General features: G+C 41.3%; 19 protein-coding genes. 14 read left to right on the forward strand and 5 right to left on the reverse strand.

Features of this window, described 5'->3' with window-relative positions:
- Positions 1–69: 69 nt before the first annotated feature.
- Positions 70–1212: an acyl-CoA dehydrogenase family protein gene (locus GVX98_RS04595; RefSeq protein WP_159127374.1), complete on the forward strand. Its 1143-nt coding sequence runs from the start codon at positions 70–72 to the stop codon at positions 1210–1212.
- 52 nt (positions 1213–1264) lie between these two features.
- Here GVX98_RS04595 and GVX98_RS04600 read toward each other — a convergent pair whose 3' ends face one another.
- On the reverse strand, positions 1265–1783 hold the full coding sequence (locus GVX98_RS04600; RefSeq protein WP_159127375.1) for a DJ-1/PfpI family protein: 519 nt from the start codon (positions 1781–1783) through the stop codon (positions 1265–1267).
- A 456-nt stretch (positions 1784–2239) separates the two neighbouring features.
- On the opposite strand from GVX98_RS04600, the gene pheA reads away from it, so the two are divergent.
- The 4 genes from pheA to GVX98_RS04620 all read left to right on the forward strand — a co-directional run bounded on the left by pheA (position 2240) and on the right by GVX98_RS04620 (position 7235).
- Entirely contained in the window at positions 2240–3349 is a 1110-nt protein-coding gene (pheA, locus tag GVX98_RS04605; RefSeq protein WP_004696123.1) for a prephenate dehydratase, read from the forward strand.
- A 67-nt stretch (positions 3350–3416) separates the two neighbouring features.
- Entirely contained in the window at positions 3417–4508 is a 1092-nt protein-coding gene (gene hisC / locus GVX98_RS04610) for a histidinol-phosphate transaminase (protein WP_159127376.1), read from the forward strand.
- A 3-nt stretch (positions 4509–4511) separates the two neighbouring features.
- Positions 4512–6761: a bifunctional prephenate dehydrogenase/3-phosphoshikimate 1-carboxyvinyltransferase gene (locus GVX98_RS04615; RefSeq protein ID WP_159127377.1), complete on the forward strand. Its 2250-nt coding sequence runs from the start codon at positions 4512–4514 to the stop codon at positions 6759–6761.
- Positions 6762–6869: 108 nt separating this feature from the next.
- On the forward strand, positions 6870–7235 hold the full coding sequence (locus GVX98_RS04620; protein WP_125274733.1) for a hypothetical protein: 366 nt from the start codon (positions 6870–6872) through the stop codon (positions 7233–7235).
- Positions 7236–7348: 113 nt separating this feature from the next.
- Here GVX98_RS04620 and GVX98_RS04625 read toward each other — a convergent pair whose 3' ends face one another.
- Together GVX98_RS04625 and GVX98_RS04630 are read right to left on the reverse strand one after the other, a co-directional pair.
- On the reverse strand, positions 7349–7789 hold the full coding sequence (locus tag GVX98_RS04625) for a DUF2147 domain-containing protein (RefSeq protein WP_010327146.1): 441 nt from the start codon (positions 7787–7789) through the stop codon (positions 7349–7351).
- 393 nt (positions 7790–8182) lie between these two features.
- Complete coding sequence (locus tag GVX98_RS04630; protein ID WP_010327145.1) at positions 8183–8812, reverse strand: alpha/beta hydrolase; 630 nt, start codon at positions 8810–8812, stop codon at positions 8183–8185.
- Positions 8813–8938: 126 nt separating this feature from the next.
- Between GVX98_RS04630 and yaaA the strand changes: the two genes are divergently transcribed.
- Positions 8939–9718, forward strand: coding sequence for a peroxide stress protein YaaA (yaaA, locus tag GVX98_RS04635; protein WP_159127378.1), 780 nt, complete (start codon positions 8939–8941; stop codon positions 9716–9718).
- 15 nt (positions 9719–9733) lie between these two features.
- Positions 9734–10360, forward strand: coding sequence for a metal-dependent hydrolase (locus GVX98_RS04640; RefSeq protein WP_159127379.1), 627 nt, complete (start codon positions 9734–9736; stop codon positions 10358–10360).
- Here the strand turns inward: GVX98_RS04640 and GVX98_RS04645 are convergent.
- Entirely contained in the window at positions 10357–11784 is a 1428-nt protein-coding gene (locus GVX98_RS04645) for a deoxyribodipyrimidine photo-lyase (RefSeq protein WP_159127380.1), read from the reverse strand. The genes GVX98_RS04640 and GVX98_RS04645 overlap by 4 nt on opposite strands.
- Positions 11785–12012: 228 nt before the next feature.
- Here GVX98_RS04645 and GVX98_RS04650 point away from each other — a divergent pair, with 228 nt between their 5' ends.
- From GVX98_RS04650 to GVX98_RS04665, 4 genes are all read left to right on the forward strand, one after another.
- Positions 12013–12252: a hypothetical protein gene (locus tag GVX98_RS04650; protein ID WP_224468725.1), complete on the forward strand. Its 240-nt coding sequence runs from the start codon at positions 12013–12015 to the stop codon at positions 12250–12252.
- A gap of 369 nt (positions 12253–12621) precedes the next feature.
- Positions 12622–13944, forward strand: coding sequence for an NCS2 family permease (locus tag GVX98_RS04655; protein WP_004696144.1), 1323 nt, complete (start codon positions 12622–12624; stop codon positions 13942–13944).
- A 67-nt stretch (positions 13945–14011) separates the two neighbouring features.
- Entirely contained in the window at positions 14012–15013 is a 1002-nt protein-coding gene (locus GVX98_RS04660; protein WP_058869964.1) for an adenosine deaminase, read from the forward strand.
- Positions 15014–15067: 54 nt separating this feature from the next.
- Positions 15068–15430: a hypothetical protein gene (locus GVX98_RS04665; RefSeq protein WP_159127381.1), complete on the forward strand. Its 363-nt coding sequence runs from the start codon at positions 15068–15070 to the stop codon at positions 15428–15430.
- A 26-nt stretch (positions 15431–15456) separates the two neighbouring features.
- Here GVX98_RS04665 and GVX98_RS04670 read toward each other — a convergent pair whose 3' ends face one another.
- Positions 15457–16026, reverse strand: coding sequence for a cytochrome b (locus GVX98_RS04670; RefSeq protein WP_171065393.1), 570 nt, complete (start codon positions 16024–16026; stop codon positions 15457–15459).
- Between the two features lie 221 nt (positions 16027–16247).
- On the opposite strand from GVX98_RS04670, the gene GVX98_RS04675 reads away from it, so the two are divergent.
- The 3 genes from GVX98_RS04675 to rnhB all read left to right on the forward strand — a co-directional run bounded on the left by GVX98_RS04675 (position 16248) and on the right by rnhB (position 17779).
- Positions 16248–16625: a hypothetical protein gene (locus tag GVX98_RS04675; protein WP_035326742.1), complete on the forward strand. Its 378-nt coding sequence runs from the start codon at positions 16248–16250 to the stop codon at positions 16623–16625.
- Positions 16626–16764: 139 nt separating this feature from the next.
- Positions 16765–17127: a hypothetical protein gene (locus tag GVX98_RS04680; protein WP_004696154.1), complete on the forward strand. Its 363-nt coding sequence runs from the start codon at positions 16765–16767 to the stop codon at positions 17125–17127.
- Positions 17128–17191: 64 nt separating this feature from the next.
- A complete protein-coding gene (gene rnhB, locus GVX98_RS04685) occupies positions 17192–17779 on the forward strand; it encodes a ribonuclease HII (protein ID WP_159127382.1) in 588 nt (195 codons plus the stop codon).
- Positions 17780–17787 lie beyond the last annotated feature (8 nt).

Raw genomic sequence — 17787 nt, forward strand, 5'->3', positions numbered from 1 at the left:
TGACAGTTGCCTTAAAAATGGCTAGCATGTGAGCTGAATAATAAAACAACGTCACTACAAGGAAGAAGCATGTTGAATTACGATGCAGACTTAGAACTATTTCGCGATAACTTTCGCCGTTTTATGAATGAACACATTGCGCCACACTATGAACAGTGGGAACGAGAAGGCTTAATGCCGCGCTCAGTCTGGAATGTCTTGGGTGAAAATGGTTTCTTATGTGTCGATGTACCTGAGGAATATGGCGGTTATGGTGTTCCAACGCATTATTCATTGATGTTGGTGGAAGAGTCGGCACGTGCAGGTTTTAGTGCTTTATCGACAGGTATTTCTTGTCACTCCGAAATTGCTGCGCCTTATATTTTGCATATTGGAACGGAAGCGCAGAAGCAGTACTGGTTACCGAAAATGGTGTCTGGTGAAGTGGTCGGCGCGATTGGAATGACGGAACCGGGTGCGGGTTCAGACTTACAAGCCATGCGAAGTAATGCCATTTTGCAAGGGGAGCATTATATTTTAAATGGCTCTAAAACCTTTATTTCAAATGGGCAGCATGCAGACCTTGTGGTGTTGGCAGTAAAAACTGATCCGCAAGCCCGCGCAAAGGGTGTTTCACTGATGTTAGTCGATACCCACTTAGACGGGTTTAAAAAAGGCACCAACCTCGACAAAATTGGGCTACATTCGCAAGACACTTCTGAGTTGTTTTATGACAATGTAAAAGTCCCGAAAGATCAATTGTTGGGACAAGCAGGTCAAGGTTTTGCCTATCTGATGCAAGAGCTACCACGTGAGCGTACAGCAATTGCAGCAACGGCTATAGGGGCAATTCGTGGTTCGATAGATGTCACTATCCAATACGTCAAAGAGCGTCAAGCCTTTGGTCAACATATTTCGCAGTTCCAAAATACACGCTTTGTTTTGGCTCAAGCCAAGATTGATGAACAAGCCACAGCTGCTTTTTACAATCAAAATGTTGAGCTTTATATGCAAGGCAAACTGGATGTCGAAACAGCAGCTGCGCTGAAATGCTTTTCAACAGATATGCAAATGAAGGTGGCAGATAATTTATTGCAGCTCTTTGGTGGCTATGGCTATATGAGTGAATATCCAATTTCACGTTTCTTTGTCGATGCACGTATTCAACGCATCTACGGCGGGACCAATGAAATTATGAAAGAAATTGTCGCGCGTAGCTTACTTGGGCGCTAAGCCTTAGGTGTTGATATAAACATGCGTAAAAGAGCCTCAAGTAGGCTCTTTTTTATCTGTTCAGTACCAATAAACTTTCTTGTATAAAGGCGGGGAGGTCATATCGGGTTTGCGATGAAATGTATAAATTATTGTCATTCACAACACCTGTGTCATAAAGCACGGCACCTGCATCTTTTAAGTCTTGATGAAGGTGATGGATACACGTCATGCGCCTACCTTTCACAACTCCAGCATGCATTAAAATTTGCGGAGCGTCTGCACTGCATAAAATGGGTTTTTGCGTGTTTGCAAAGTGCCTGACAAATAAGATATAGCGTTCATCTTGGCACAGGTTGTCTGGCGAAAACCCACCCGGGATGAGTAAGGCATCGAAGTCATGCACAGAGGCATCATCGATACTTTGGTCAATGGTGACAAAAGCTTTACGCTTTTTGCCATAAATGATTTTTCCAGCCTGACTTTCAAGGTTAATAATACTATGCCGAGCTGCTCGAAATGCTTCTACGGGTTCAGCATATTCGGCATCCTCAAAGTCATAGGTGACCAAGACTGCAATTTTTTTGTGCATGACAGTACCTACAGTTCATTATTGTTTTGTTTTATTGAGACTATAGAGCAATCGCTACTGCTGCATACTCTCTTTGTTATGAATACGTCAACTTAAGTAAAGCATATTTTAAAAGATATTCTAACGCACTGAAATACGGATGAATGGTGATTTTTGTGAAGGTGTAGCAAAATTTTTCAAAACCTAGATACAGTTTTAAAAGCGATAAGCTAAGACCTAAACACCATCGTCTTAGTGTTTTGTTTGAGTGTTGTTCTATGCATAACCACACGAGAAAAATAGGCAGGGCTCAGTGGTTTTATTGATGTCTATTATTGGGGCAGTTTATTGATAAACTTGATGATTAAATCAACTGTCTGTTTTTAGCACTGAAACATGCAAAGTTTTATTGCGCAAGATTTCAAAGCTAACTATTGTTATACTGTTTGCACAATGTATATGAAGGGCGACATAACAATGATCCAAGACGATCAAAACACAACGACTTCTCTTGACCTCAATCAAATCCGTCAGGATATCGACTCTGTTGATCAACAGATTCAACAACTTATTAACCGTCGAGCGAAACTGGCGGAAGCTGTTGCAAAAGCAAAATTTGCTTCTGAAGAGAATCCAATGTTTTACCGTCCAGAACGTGAAGCGCAAGTTTTACGGAATGTTATGGAGCGTAATGAAGGCCCTTTGTCTGATGTGACCATGGCACGTTTGTTCCGTGAAATTATGTCTGCATGTTTGGCTCTAGAAGCACCGCAAAGTATTGCATTCTTAGGCCCTGTCGGTACGTATACACACTCTGCGGTGTTGAAGCACTTTGGACATGATGCTGTGGTTCGTCCTTTGCCAACTATTGATGAAGTGTTCCGTGAAGTGGAAGCAGGCAGTGCACACTATGGTTTGGTGCCGGTAGAAAATTCATCAGAAGGTGTGGTCAATCATACTTTGGATTGTTTTAAAGCCTCACACTTAAATGTGATCGGTGAAGTTGAATTGCGTATTCATCACCAGTTTCTTGTGTCTGAAAACACGCGTAAAGACAGCATTAAACAAATTTATGCGCATCAGCAAACTTTGGCGCAGTGCCGTGCATGGTTGGACGCACACTATCCAGGTGTGGAACGTGTTGCTTTAAGCTCGAATGCTGAAGCGGCACGTCGTATTCGTACTGAATGGCATTCGGCTGCTATTGCATCTGATGTTGCAGCAAGTATTTATGACTTAGAAATTTTACACAGCAATATTGAAGATAATCCTGAGAACACTACACGTTTCTTGGTGATTGGTCGTGAAAGAATCCCGCAAAGCGGTAATGATAAAACGTCATTGCTGATTTCTGCACATGATCGTGCAGGTGCATTATTGGAAATCCTTGCACCATTTGCAAAGCACAACATTAGTTTGACCAGTATCGAAACGCGTCCTGCATTGCCTGAAAAATGGGCTTATGTCTTCTTCATCGACTTAGAAGGTCATGTGGAACAAGACAATGTTAAAGCGGCGATTGAAGAGATTCGTCCACTCGTGAAAGAAGTTCGAGTATTGGGTTCATACCCGATTGCAGTACTGTAATCTCTAAGGTGGTTGGGTTTACTCCAAACTCAACCATGTACACCACTTGTAAGAATGGAAAGGTCACATGTCGTTTGCTCCAGCCAATGAAGGTATTGCGAAGTTAAAACCATATCAACCAGGTAAGCCAATCAGCGAATTAGAGCGTGAATTGGGAATGACCGATATTGTTAAGCTTGCTTCAAATGAAAACCCTTTGGGTTGTTCGGACCAAGTAAAAGAAGCAGTTGCTGCTGAATTGGCGGAAATTGGACGATATCCAGACGGTGGTGGTTTTATTTTAAAGGATCAAATTCATGCGCAGTTTGGTGTAGCACATGATTGTATTACTTTAGGCAATGGTTCAAACGATCTGCTAGAAATTTTTGCTCGTGCTTTTGTTTCAGAAAAAGACTCAGTGGTGTATAGCCAACACGCATTTGCAGTTTATGCTTTGGTCACGCAAGCCATCAATGCTGAAGCGATTGAGGTACCTGCTCAAGGTTTTTCGCATGACCTTGATGCGATGGCGGCGGCAATTAAAGACAATACCAAATTGGTGTTTATTGCGAATCCCAATAACCCGACAGGAACTTGGTTTGAAGAGGCTGAATTTGAGCGCTTCATGCAAAAAGTACCAAGTCATGTGATCGTGGTTTTAGATGAAGCTTATGTGGAATATTTCCCAGAAAACTTTAACAGCTTAAAGTTTTTAGCACAGTATCCGAACTTGATTGTTAGCCGTACCATGTCGAAGTGCTTTGGTTTAGCGGCATTACGTGTTGGTTTTGCTTTAGCATCGGCAGAAGTGACAGATTTCTTAAATCGTATTCGTCAGCCGTTTAACGTCAACCATTTAGCCATGGTAGCAGCGGTTGCTGCCCTGAAAGATGAAGATTTCATTGAGAAATCACGTGTGGTCAATAAAGCGGGCATGGTGCAACTTGAAACAGGTTTCAAAGCGCTAGGCCTAAACTATGAGCCTTCTCGTGCCAACTTTATTTTGGTCGATATACAAGCCGATCCTGCACAAACTTTTAATGCTTTATTAAAAGAAGGGGTGATTGTTCGTCCTGTGGGCATCGCCAATCATTTACGAGTATCGATTGGAACTGAAGCTGAAAATACGAAATTTTTAACGGCTTTGGCCAACGTACTAGGTTTAGAGGCGAACGCTTAAATTATGTCTGTGCCACTATTTGAAAAAGTTGCATTTATTGGTCTTGGACTGATTGGTTCAAGTCTTGCACGGGTGATGATTGCTGAAGGTTTAACCCAAAATATTGTAGCCTCTACACGTTCGGAAAAAACCTTACAGGATGCCCAAGCTTTGGGCTTAATCCAACAGGGGTATAGTGATCCTGTGCAGGCGGTTCAAGGTGCGGACTTGGTGGTTTTAGCCTTACCCGTTCGTGCAACGCAAAAAGTCTTGGAAACCATCAAACCATATTTGCAAGAACATACGATTATTACCGATGTAGGCAGTACCAAAGGCAATGTCGTCGACGCGGCTAAAGCAGTGTATGGCGAAGCATTACCTGCTGGGTTTGTACCGGGGCATCCAATTGCGGGGGCAGAACACACGGGTGTGCATGCAGGTAAGGTCGATTTATTTGCAAATCATAAAGTGATTTTGACACCATTACCGACCAGTGCTGATTGGGCTGTAGAGAAACTGATCCAACTATGGCAAGCTGCGAAAGCAGAAGTGATTTGTATGGATGTGGCCAAGCATGATGAAGTCTTGGCACATACCAGTCATCTTCCGCATTTGATGGCTTTTAACTTAGTTGAACAACTGGCAAACCGTGAAGATAATTTAGATATTTTTCGCTATGCTGCGGGAGGCTTCCGCGATTTTTCTCGAATTGCGGCAAGTGACCCACAAATGTGGCATGACATCTTTTTTGCCAATAAAAAAGCCATTTTAAATGCCGTAGATGGTTTTGAAAACCAACTGGCAACGATTCGTAAACTCATTGAAGATGAAGATTCACATGCTTTAATGGGCTTGCTCGGACATGCACAAGCAGCACGCCAGCATTTTAACCATATGCTCGCTCAAAAACCTTTCATGGAGAACAATAAAGTGACGACACAGCAATTCACCATATTACCGGGTAAAAAGAGTTTCCAAGGTAAGTTTAGCGTGCCAGGCGATAAATCTGTGTCACACCGTTCAATCATGTTTGGTGCAATTGCGGAAGGAACGACACATGTGACAGGTTTCTTGGAAGGTGAAGATGCGTTAGCAACCTTACAAGCCTTCCGTGATATGGGAGTCAGCATTGAAGGTCCTAAAAATGGTGAAGTGACGATTCATGGTGTGGGCGTAAATGGCCTAAAAGCGCCAGCAAGTGCGCTTTACATGGGTAACTCAGGTACTTCGATGCGTCTGCTTTCAGGCATGCTTTCTGCACAAAAATTTGACTCTGTAATGACGGGTGATGCATCACTGTCGAAGCGTCCAATGGAACGTATTGCTAAACCGTTACGTGAAATGGGTGCACAGATTCAAACCACAGGTGAGCGTGGTACACCGCCTGTTTCGATCACTGGAAACCAAGCTTTGCAAGGCATTCACTATGATTTGCCAATGGCATCTGCGCAGGTGAAGTCTGGGATTTTATTGGCAGGTTTGTGGGCGGCAGGTGAAACATCTGTTACCGAACCAGAACCTACGCGTGATCATACTGAACGTATGCTACGTGCATTTGGTTATGACGTGAAAACAGAAGGCAACTGTATTTCACTGCAAGGTGGCGGTAAGTTAGTTGGTACAGAGATTCAAGTGCCATCAGATATTTCATCGGCTGCTTTCTTTATGGTGGGTGCTGCGATTACTGAAGGTTCAGACGTCACTTTAGAAGCCGTGGGCATTAACCCAACGCGTACAGGTGTGATCGAGATTTTGAAGCAAATGGGTGCGGACATTACGGTTGAAAATGAACGTATTGCAGGCGGAGAGCCGATTGCAGACATTCGTATTCAAGGCACACGTACACTCAAAGGGATTCATATGCCTGAAGATCAAGTGCCATTGGCGATTGATGAATTCCCTGCATTGTTCATTGCTGCGGCATGTGCGGAAGGGCAAACTGTATTAACGGGTGCTGCTGAGTTGCGTGTGAAAGAATCAGACCGTATTCAAGTGATGGCAGATGGTTTAAAAACCATGGGTATCGATTGTACACCGACTGACGATGGCATCATTATTGAGGGTAAAGGTCATTCGGGCGAGTGGGGCGCGATTTTCACCGGTGGAGAAATTGAATCACATCACGATCACCGTATTGCAATGAGTTTCTCAATGGCAGGTTTACGCACCTCTGGTGAAATTAAAATCATTGGTACTGAAACGGTTGCCACCAGTTTCCCGACCTTTACGCAATTAAGCAATCAAGCTGGTTTAGCGATCCAAGTCACTGAATAAGACTAAAGCTTAGATATTTTGTGTGAGAACAGCCAAGCTTTTGCTTGGCTGTTTTGTGTTAAGCCATTATGCTAAACCCATATAACAAAAAAGCCTTTGGGATGATCAATGAGAAAATTACAATTTACAGCACAGCATGGACAGCAGCAGGAAGTAAGTGAAAGCGGTGTGGTACAGAAGCAGGTACAAGACTTGCTGGTTCAAAAGTTAGGTCAATTTGGTTTTGAAACATTGCCACAAAGTGGTGATCAGGTGGCTGTGAGTGTCGATAATCATACTTTGCCACTGTCTATTACGTGCCAAGGTCATGACAGCGAAGGAAATCTGGTGTGCGAAATTGCCTCTTATCCAGAAGAAGAGCAAGACTGGTTAGACCGAATTGCTGAACGAAGCTTGTTGAACCAACTTGCACAAGCGGTTGAAAATACGCTAAAAACAGATAAAAGTTTTACTGAGTTTGAGTGGAAAGGCTAATTGAATAGATAAAAAATGCTGAATTGATTTTTCCTGATTCAGCATTTTTTAGGACAGAACACGTTTAATATTTTGATGGGTCAACGCGCTTATAACTGCATTTGCTAGAAGCCTTATTCTACACGTAACCAAGTTTGGCTACGTCCCACAGCAGAAACGCCTAAATATCCTCTTAAGAATAGCTTTTTCCCATTTGGGCTAATTTTTCCTTTTAGGCTATATAGCTTGCCTGAAACGGGATCGATGATTTTGCCATGCGTATAATTAATATTATTTTCAGTCTTTAAACCTGTAATCACTTGCATACCAATAATAGGCTTATCGGTGTAGGGTGCAGGGCAGTTGGTGCAGAATTCTTTAGCTGTATAACCTGGACGAGGAGTTGCTTTTAGTGCAGTTCCAGCATAGGTCCCATTGGCTTGCTTTTCAATTTTCACCAGACCTTTAGGCTCTCCAGTTTTATCATCGATATAACGCCAAGTTCCTATAATGTCCTGAGCACAGGCAGATGTGGTGGCTATAGTGACTAAAACTGCCCCGAGAATTGTTTTCATAAAATCCCTGAATATTTTAAAAATTATCTAAATGAATAGCTCTCACGAGCTAAGATGTTGATTGTATAATTTATTATTTGAATAATGATGTGCAGAATATATCAAGTTCAAGCGTAGATTGTTGCATAAAGTACCATTAGCAGGATTAAATCCTTACTTATTTTTAAAACAGGCATTGGATGGAGATTGTGCTGATTGAGTTTGGCGCTCAAAAGGAAACTTAAAATTATTTTGGGAAGAGAATAGATATAAGGGACGACTAATGAAGCTGCTGGAAATGGCTTATTAAGCGTTGGAATAGAAAAAGAGATACGTCTAGATTAAAAATAAAAAGTTCAAGAAAGAAAGGTGCTAATGTTAGACAGCCATTTCTTTCTTGAATTGAGTGATGTGTTAAATCCACAGGAAACGTGTAATCGCAATACGTAACTGTTTTAAGTAACCGGTAAAGAAATGGTTTGCACCAGGTAATACAGTCACTAAATGGCGCTGCGGTTTAGCCCATGTAATCATGTCAGACAGTAAGGTCACTTCATCGGCTTCGCCATGGATGAATAAGATGTCACCTTTAAGTTGTGGCGTTACATAGTGGCGTACACCTGCGACCGTTGCCGTTGGTAGACCACATAAAATGGTTTGTTTTGGTCGAATTTCTTCTTGTAAAGCATCATAGCATTTCGCCATGACATGCGCACCGAAACTAAAACCACCCGCATAGAAGGGTAAAGTTGTATGTGCTGCACGAGCATGCTTAATCACTTCAAGAACATCATCAGTTTCGCCGTGACCTTCGTCGTGTAGACCAACACTTTGACCTGAGCCACGGAAACTTGGACGGTACACAATACAACCACGTTCTAAGAACATTTGCGCAAGTAATGCAGGAACCTTGTGTTGAGGTGTACCACCTTGGAGTGGATGGGGGTGAGTAACTACCGCGAATCCTTTCACTTCACCCTGTGGATAATCTACAAAAACTTCAATTTGCCCAACTGGACCTTGAATGAACATCTGCTCAGACATAGAGAATCGATACATATAACAGGAGAATGGGCTAGTTTAACCGTTTATGCTTATTAAAAACACAGATTGGCAATAAAATAAGTCTACTGATATAGTCTGTTTAATTGTTTTTTAATCAGGTTATCTATGCTTGCCCTTGTTTCTCCTGCCAAAACTTTAGATTACCAAACTGCTTTACCTACCGATGCGTATACACAACCCAGATTGCTGCAATATTCCCAAGAATTGATCGAAGTTAGTCGCAAACTGTCGGCAAGTGAAATTGCAAGCTTAATGAGCGTCAGTGAAAAAATTGCCACTTTAAACGTCGATCGTTTTCGCGATTGGCAGTCAGAATTCAACTTTGCCAATGCGCGACAAGCTATGTTTGCTTTTAAGGGCGATGTCTATACTGGTTTAGATGCTTATCATTTGTCGGAGTCGAACATTGAATATGCACAGCAACATTTAAGAATGCTCTCTGGGTTATATGGTTTGCTACGTCCATTGGACTTGATGATGCCATATCGTTTAGAGATGGGAACCAAGCTGGCTAACCCACACGGACATAATCTGTATGAGTTTTGGGGCAATCACATTACCGATTTAATTAACCAAGATTTAGAACAGGCAGGTTCTAAAATTTTGCTGAATATTGCTTCGGATGAATACTATAAATCTGTAAAAGAAAGCAAAATTCAAGCAGAAATTATTAAGCCTGTGTTTTTAGATCAGAAAAATGGCAAATATAAAGTCATTAGTTTCTATGCCAAAAAAGCACGTGGTTTGATGGCGCGTTATATGATTGAAAACCAAATTGATCAAATTGAAGGGTTAAAATCATTCCAAACAGATGGTTATTACTTTGATGCCGACAGCTCATTAAAAGGTGAGTTGGTCTTTAAACGAGATGAACAGGCAGCATAACGAAAGGTCATTCCAATGGTGCAGTATACAAAACAGTTTCAGGACTATTGGGCGCTCACCACAAAGCAATTGAGTTTGGACGACGATACTACTCAAAAGTTCCATGCCTCGCTGTATGACGCCTATAGTGAAGTACAGCGGCATTATCATAGCATTCAACATATTGTTGAATGTTTAGAGCATTTTCATCAGATCAAAACCTACTTAGACGATACTTTATCTGTTGAGTTGGCCATTTGGTTTCATGATGTCATTTATAACCCGCAAGCACATGACAATGAGCAGCAAAGCGCCGACTACATGCAACGGATGCTTGAAAATGTGCTTGGAGCTGAGCAAATTGCAAAGATCTATGCATGGATTTTGGCAACCAAAGCACATGCACCGACAGCTGACACTGATTTGGCTTATCTATTGGATATTGATCTGGCTATTTTAGCCAGTGACCCTATGCGTTTTGCTGAATATGAACGCCAAATTCGGCAAGAATATGCTTGGGTTGAGCCTTCACTTTATGTGCAGAAGCGTCAACAAGTGTTAAGGCACTTTTTAGAAACGCAGCCACTGTACCAGACGCCATTTTTCCAAAAGTGCTATGAGCGTCTAGCTAAACAGAACTTAGCCCAAGCTTTGAATGTTTAAAGCCCTTTAAATGCTTCGATGGCACGAATACGACTCGATTTTAAATCGACGATTGGTTGGGGATAGTCCAATTCCATATTCTGCTGCTTCGCATAAGGCTCATGAATGCTTTTGGCATCTAAATGTGCAAGCTCTGGTAGCCACTGTCGAATATAGTCACCATTGCTATCAAATTTCTGAGATTGGCTCACAGGGTTAAAAACTCGGAAGTAAGGTACAGCATCGGTACCCGTGGAGGCACACCATTGCCATCCGCCATTATTGGCAGCTAAGTCACCATCAGCCAAATGTTGCATAAACCATTGCTCGCCCAGACGCCAATCAATCAACAAATTTTTAGTTAAGAACATTGCGACAATCATACGAACTCGATTGTGCATCCAGCCTGTCGCAAGGAGTTGTCGCATACCTGCATCCACAATTGGAATACCAGTACGACCTTGTTGCCATGCGTTTAAATCTTCAGGCGAATCTCGCCATACAATACGCTGCGTGCTGGCTTTAAATGGCAAATGTTTAGAGACATGTGGAAAATCAAATAAAATATGCTGATAAAACTCCCGCCAAAGTAATTCATCTAACCAAGTCTGCTGGCCTGTGTTATCAATCATAAATTGACCGTGTTGAGCACGAAACAGGGCATTGAGGCACTGGCGAATGGACACGATCCCGAGATTTAAATAAGCCGAAAGTTGGCTGGTGCTATTTAAAAATGGAAAGTCTCTTTCTTTTTGATAGTCACTAACTTTGTGATCAATAAAATCATCGAGTACAGAAAGCGCATATATTTCCGTTTCAGGCCAATAGGCTTTAATTTGATTTAACTCATTCGTATTCACATCAATCAGCGATTCAATGAGTGGAATGGCTGTATTTAAATCGGCAGGAAGCTGTATAGGTTGCTGTGCAGAAGGGAGAGGGTAGCACTGCGGTAAGCCAATATTTAAGCGCTCATAACAGGTTTTTTTAAAAGCGCCAAAGACTTGATAGGGCTTACCAGATTGGTTACGAATACTGTTTAAGGGAAAGAGGGTTCGATCTTGGAAGAGTGTAAATTCAATGTGTTGCTGATTTAAGCATTGTTGAACTTCGGCATCGCGCTTAAGCTCATTCACGCCCATTTCGATATTTGCAAAGATTTGTTGTACTTGCAGTGTATGACATAAAGATGAAAGCTGAAGTGGAATATCTTGCCACAGCGGAATATTTAGAATGAGCAAAGGAGTATTCAGTTGAGCAAGACTCTGTTTTAAATCGTGCAATTGTCTGACATATAAATCAATTTTTACAGCCGCGTCATGATGTAATAGCCACTGTTGTGGGGATAGGATCACTAAAGCCAGCATAGGTCCATGTTGGCTTGCATGCCAAAGTGCAGCATGGTCGTGTATGCGAAGATCTTGTCTAAACCAAATTATGTTCATAAAAGGTTATTCAACTGTAATTTTTTGAAATATAAAATATTACAAAATTGAGCACTTTGATCATATTTTTTTCTCACTCGTTTAACTTAATCTTATGTTATTGAAATAATTAAATCAGAAAAAACTATAAAGTGTGAAGATGCTTTTTATCTGATAAATGTGTGACCCTTTGTATTATTTGTTATGATTTGTAATCATGCTAAAGCAGTTGTGGATATTGTGAATGTCATGAAAAAAATTCTAATCCCTATTTTTGTGGCTGCAGTTTGTTTGCTTGGGTTTGCTGTTTTTCAGGATACAGAAACGAAAAAACAGCAACAGTTGAATCAACTCATGAACAGTGCTGAGCCTAAAGTGCAAAAGTTGAGTCCTTTCTCAAAGGCAAAGGTCGTGCCTGAAAAAGTCAGTAGCCCGCTTCAAAGTGATGCTGAAGCAATAATCGAGCAGGTCTCCATTAAAGTACTTTGACGCTTAAGATAGAATAAAATCATGTGTAAATGACTTATCATGTTGAATTTTAATTAAAAATAAATTTAAAACAATTAAAAATCAGTGTGTTATAATTCGCGCCAAGATATATTGAATTTTAGATTTTGAGTCTAAAATGACGTTTTTGTTGAAAGCTGCATACGGTTTATGCGGCTTTTTTGTTTAGGTATATATGGTTCGACCCTGCGTTTGAACCATTCATGGCTAAATAAACTTTTCCTGAATTGAGGAAATTTGGCATATTCATTGCTTTAACTTCCAGAAATTTAATCAGATTTTCATCGTACTGAGTGTCGAAATTTTTTGGCAGTTATACAGTTTTAAAAGTTTATTTACAGGGGCTAGGTCATGACGACTCCTAATCCATCTTCAGAAAATATGCTCGAGCGTATGTTCAAACTGAGTGAAAATAAAACCAGTTTTCGTACAGAGCTTCTTGCAGGTGTAACCACATTCTTAACCATGTGTTACATCATTATTGTGAATCCAATGATTTTATCCGAAACGGGGATGGATCATGGTGCTGTCTTTGTAGCGACTTGTCTTGCAGCCGCAATTGGCTGTTTGGTTATGGGTATTGTTGCAAATTATCCAATTGCATTAGCACCAGGTATGGGCTTAAACGCTTACTTTACCTATTCGGTGTGTATGGGTATGGGTGTGCCTTGGCAGACTGCTTTAGCTGCAGTGTTTGTATCAGGTTTGGTGTTCATTGCGATCAGTATGTTTAAGATCCGTGAAGCCATTGTGAATGCAATCCCAATGTCGCTTAAGCTTGCGATTGGCGGCGGAATTGGTTTATTCCTTGCGTTGATTGCTTTAAAAAATGCAGGCGTTATTGTGGACAATCCAGCAACTTTGGTTGGATTGGGCGACTTAAAGCAACCGACGGTTCTTTTGGCTTTATTTGGCTTCTTGATGGTGGTTGTACTGCATCACTTTAAAGTGCGTGGTGCCATTATTATTAGCATCTTGGCTTTAACTGCAATTTCAACAGCTATGGGCTTAAGCGAGTTTAAAGGTGTTGTTGGTGAGATTCCATCAATTGCTCCAACATTCATGCAAATGGACTTTGAAGGTCTATTTACGGCAAGCTTAGTGGGTGTCATCTTTGTATTTTTCTTGGTCGATTTATTTGACTCAACAGGTACATTGGTGGGTGTGTCACACCGTGCAGGCTTACTGAAAGATGGCAAGCTTCCACGTTTGAAAAAAGCATTATTTGCAGACTCAACCGCAATTGTTGCAGGTGCAGCATTAGGTACATCTTCGACGACACCATATATTGAGTCGTCTGCGGGCGTTGCTGCTGGTGGCCGTACAGGTTTAACCGCAGTTGTGGTCGGTGTGTTATTTATCTTATGTTTGTTTTTAGCACCCTTAGCTCAATCTGTACCCGGTTTTGCAACAGCTCCAGCATTGTTATTTGTTGGCGTGTTAATGATTCAGGGGATTACCCATATTGATTGGGATGATATTACTGAAGCCGTACCTGCGTTCTTAACCATTGTATTTATGCCATTTACCTACTCAATTGCAGATGGTATTGCGATGGGCTTTATTAGCTATGCATTGGTTAAATTGTTCACCGGTAAAGCGGCGACTGTACCGTACATGGTGTGGATTGTAGCTGTGCTTTGGGCATTAAAATTCGCGTTATTTGGTGGCTAATTCATCAAATAGTGATAAGGGTGTAAACTCAGTTTACGCCCTTTTTTATTTTTAAAGAGGAAAAGTTATGAGTCAATTGGAGCTCATTCGTGCTTTACCAAAAGCTGAATTGCATGTACATATTGAAGGGACATTTGAGCCAGAACTCATGTTTGCAATCGCACAGCGTAATCAAATAGACATTCCTTATAAGTCGGTTGAAGAAGTAAAACAGGCTTATAATTTTCACAATTTGCAATCGTTTTTAGACATCTATTATGCAGGTGCAAATGTACTGATTCATGAGCAAGATTTCTACGACTTGGCTTGGGCATACTTTGAAAAATGTGCCGAAGACCGTGTAGTGCATACCGAAATGTTCTTTGATCCACAAACGCATACAGACCGTGGTATTGCTTTTGAAACAGTGATTAATGGTCTGCAACGCGCATGTGATGATGCCAAGGCAAAATTTGGCATTAGTTCGCATTTGATTATGTGTTTCTTGCGTCATTTAAGTGAAGAAGCAGCCCTTGAAACTTTAACACAGGCATTGCCTTATAAAGATCAAATCATTGGTGTGGGCTTGGACTCAAGCGAAGTTGGGCATCCTCCTTCAAAGTTTGAACGTGTCTTTGCTAAAGCGCGTGAAGCAGGCTTTTTAGTGGTTGCGCATGCAGGTGAAGAAGGTCCAGCAGAGTATGTGTGGGAAGCTTTAGATTTGCTTAAAGTGAATCGTATTGACCACGGTGTACGTTCTGAAGAAGATCCTGTATTAATGCAGCGTTTGATCGCAGAGAAAATGCCACTGACAGTTTGCCCACTCAGTAACTTAAAGTTATGTGTCGTTGACGATATGGCACAGCACAATATCCGCCGTTTGTTGCAACAAGGTGTGCAAGTGACAGTAAATTCAGATGATCCATCGTACTTTGGTGGTTATATGAATGATAACTTTATTGCCATTACAGATGCGTTAGACTTAACAGCAGCTGAGCTAAAACAATTGGCGCTGAACTCTTTTGAAGCGTCGTTTATTTCGGCAGAAGAGAAGCAAAAATGGGCGGCTGAAATTGCAGCCATTGCTTAATCTAATGTCCTTTTAAAGACAGAGTTCGCTCTGTCTTTTTTATGTGAGGTCGATATGAAAAAAATCATTGCATCGCTTGTGGTTATTGTTGTGCTCTTTGCAGTTTATTTACTCAAAACGGATACAGGGTTAACTCAAAAGCTATTAAGGCCAGTGGTGGTGTATCAGTGCAGTGTTGAGCTTGAAGCGACAAGGCTGTGGAAAGTCAGTACAGCATTGCTTAGTGAAGAGAAAAAGAATCAGCTCCAAACGCAAATCTGTGGTTGCGTGGGTGAAAATGCGTTAAAGGATATTCCAGCAACAACCTTGCTACATACCGTAGTTGATGAACAAGTCAAAAAACAGGTGGTACAACAGGGTGTGTTGAATACGCTGAAAGGATGTGTGGTGGATGAAGTCCTAAAAGCAACAGATTGATGCTTTTAGGCTGGTTCAACTTAGTATTACTTTGCTTGTTTGGTCATGCTATTTAACACATTATCTTTATCAATAAAGTGGTGTTTCAGTGCTGCTGCAATATGACCTACCAACAGCAATCCTGCTGCCCATGAAATCCAGATATGTAAAGGTTTTACGATCGCGAGTAATTCAGGGTTATCTTGTACTAAGCGGGGAATTTCAAAAAGGTATAATACAGGTGCAGGGTGCCCAGCACTCCAGCTAAATAAACAGCCAGTAATAGGCAAAGCCAACAAAATGAAATATAAAGCCAAATGACCGAAGTGTGCCATTTTTTGCATTAACGGTGACATGCTGTCTGGAAGTTTGGGTGCAGGGTGGGTATAACGCCAAAAGATACGAATCACTACTAGAAAGATAATCGTGGTTGCAATGTTCTTATGTAAGGTAATGACATCCCCTTTAAAGCTACCATCAGCATCATAACTGAGGAAGTTTCCGCTATAAAAACCAATCAGCCAAGCAGCAATAAAGATAATTGCCATGAGCCAATGCAGGATTTGAGCAGTACGCGTGTAATGGGTATTTGCCGAGTTCATTAGATTCACATCCATTTTTATGTTGCGCTATTTTATAGAACTATAGATAGGTCAAAAATGTAGTAGATGCAACATAGCGTTGATATTCTGCAACGCTGCACAGACCAATGGCGTATGACTGATCTAAAGCTGTGCAATAGGCGAAAGATATTAAAATGGCATGGAAATAGTGTTTCCGTAAATAGCAAAGATTCGGCAAAATACGCGCACTTTAACTGTTATAAATGGATAACTCCGTGAAAAAAATGATTGCAGTGCTTGCTCCTTTGGCTTTGATCCTGTCGGCTTGTACAACGACTGATATGGCAACGACCAATACGACGACCACCACGCAACAACTGGGTACAGCGGCGCTTAAAATTGCCATTAATGCAAAATGTACGACTGAGTTGAATAATCTACCGGCATGGAAAACAGCAACCAAATTTATGACGGCTGACCAAAAAACCGATATTCAAACCGAAATTTGTGGTTGCGTAAGTGAAAAAGCCCCACAAAATATTACCGCTGTCGATGTGGCAACAGCGGCCATTGACCCTGCGGCGCGAACAACCATTATTAGCAATGCTGTGACCAAAACCATCAATGCATGTGTGGCTGAAGCGGTGAATTAAGTTGTGATATATCAAAGAAGCGGGGGACATGCCTCGCTTCTTTGCGGTTTTTTTTGTACTTTTTGGCGTTTATCTTTTATATTGAATTGAATAATAACAATTGAAGCCTGATTTCTTTTACAACAAAGGGTGTATCTGTATGAAAAATGATAAGTTAATTCTCTGTTTGTTTGGCTCGCTTATGCTTTCCGCGTGTGTGTCGAATCCTTTATCTAGCTCAGATGATGATGGAATTTCGGCTATTAAAATGGCCTCACATGCAAAATGTATGGATGAAATCGAAACTAATCCGACATGGATCATGGGCAGTAAGCTGTTATCAGAAGACCAAAAACAAAAGAAAAAACGTGAAGTATGTAACTGTGTAGGTGATAACTCTCCCAAAGTATTGTCTAAAGAGCAGTTGGCTTTGGCGGCAATTGATCCCAAAGCAAAGGCAACCTATGGCGCTTTAGCCGCAACAAAAACAACAGCCACATGCGCCTCTGAAATGCTAAACTAAGCCGAATAAATTGTTAAGTTTTTAAAATGGCTGTTGATCAGCCATTTTTTTATGAGAGTAGAAAATGCAAATTGCAGGTGCAGATGAGGCAGGGCGCGGCCCTTTGGTGGGTTCAGTGGTCGCTGCTGCGGTAATTTTAGACCCGAATAACCCAATACAAGGGTTGAATGATTCCAAAAAATTGACTGAAAAAAAACGTGAAAAACTTTTTGTCGAAATTAAGGAAAAAGCATTAGCATGGGTGATTGCTGAGGCGAGTGCTGCTGAAATTGATGAGATCAACATTTTACAAGCATCTTTGCTTGCGATGCGCCGCGCGGTTGAACAGCTTGCAATACAGCCCGAACATGTCTTGGTTGATGGTAATAAAATTCCACAAGGCTTGAGTATGAGTTGTGAGGCAATTGTGGGTGGGGATGCTTTACATGCTGAAATCTCAGCAGCGAGTATTTTGGCCAAAGTGACACGTGACCATCAAATGATTGAGATGGACCGAAAATATCCTCAGTTTGGTTTTGCCAAACACAAAGGTTATCCAACCAAAGCGCACTTTGAGGCGATTGCTGAACATGGGATCATCGACGAGCATCGTCGTAGTTTTGGGCCTGTAAAGAAAGTGATTGAGGCGCTTGAGCAAAAAGAGGCTATATAAAAATTTAA

The organism is Acinetobacter sp. 8I-beige (assembly GCF_902505955.1).
GTDB lineage: Bacteria > Pseudomonadota > Gammaproteobacteria > Pseudomonadales > Moraxellaceae > Acinetobacter > Acinetobacter johnsonii.

Excerpts from the sequence above, each read along its gene's own strand:
- GVX98_RS04595 (WP_159127374.1), top strand. The coding sequence starts at position 70 with ATGTTGAATTACGATGCAGACTTAGAACTATTTCGCGATAACTTTCGC.
- GVX98_RS04600 (WP_159127375.1), bottom strand. The coding sequence starts at position 1,783 with ATGCACAAAAAAATTGCAGTCTTGGTCACCTATGACTTTGAGGATGCC.
- pheA (WP_004696123.1), top strand. The coding sequence starts at position 2,240 with ATGATCCAAGACGATCAAAACACAACGACTTCTCTTGACCTCAATCAA.
- hisC (WP_159127376.1), top strand. The coding sequence starts at position 3,417 with ATGTCGTTTGCTCCAGCCAATGAAGGTATTGCGAAGTTAAAACCATAT.
- GVX98_RS04615 (WP_159127377.1), top strand. The coding sequence starts at position 4,512 with ATGTCTGTGCCACTATTTGAAAAAGTTGCATTTATTGGTCTTGGACTG.
- GVX98_RS04620 (WP_125274733.1), top strand. The coding sequence starts at position 6,870 with ATGAGAAAATTACAATTTACAGCACAGCATGGACAGCAGCAGGAAGTA.
- GVX98_RS04625 (WP_010327146.1), bottom strand. The coding sequence starts at position 7,789 with ATGAAAACAATTCTCGGGGCAGTTTTAGTCACTATAGCCACCACATCT.
- GVX98_RS04630 (WP_010327145.1), bottom strand. The coding sequence starts at position 8,812 with ATGTCTGAGCAGATGTTCATTCAAGGTCCAGTTGGGCAAATTGAAGTT.
- yaaA (WP_159127378.1), top strand. The coding sequence starts at position 8,939 with ATGCTTGCCCTTGTTTCTCCTGCCAAAACTTTAGATTACCAAACTGCT.
- GVX98_RS04640 (WP_159127379.1), top strand. The coding sequence starts at position 9,734 with ATGGTGCAGTATACAAAACAGTTTCAGGACTATTGGGCGCTCACCACA.
- GVX98_RS04645 (WP_159127380.1), bottom strand. The coding sequence starts at position 11,784 with ATGAACATAATTTGGTTTAGACAAGATCTTCGCATACACGACCATGCT.
- GVX98_RS04650 (WP_224468725.1), top strand. The coding sequence starts at position 12,013 with ATGAAAAAAATTCTAATCCCTATTTTTGTGGCTGCAGTTTGTTTGCTT.
- GVX98_RS04655 (WP_004696144.1), top strand. The coding sequence starts at position 12,622 with ATGACGACTCCTAATCCATCTTCAGAAAATATGCTCGAGCGTATGTTC.
- GVX98_RS04660 (WP_058869964.1), top strand. The coding sequence starts at position 14,012 with ATGAGTCAATTGGAGCTCATTCGTGCTTTACCAAAAGCTGAATTGCAT.
- GVX98_RS04665 (WP_159127381.1), top strand. The coding sequence starts at position 15,068 with ATGAAAAAAATCATTGCATCGCTTGTGGTTATTGTTGTGCTCTTTGCA.
- GVX98_RS04670 (WP_171065393.1), bottom strand. The coding sequence starts at position 16,026 with ATGGATGTGAATCTAATGAACTCGGCAAATACCCATTACACGCGTACT.
- GVX98_RS04680 (WP_004696154.1), top strand. The coding sequence starts at position 16,765 with ATGAAAAATGATAAGTTAATTCTCTGTTTGTTTGGCTCGCTTATGCTT.
- rnhB (WP_159127382.1), top strand. The coding sequence starts at position 17,192 with ATGCAAATTGCAGGTGCAGATGAGGCAGGGCGCGGCCCTTTGGTGGGT.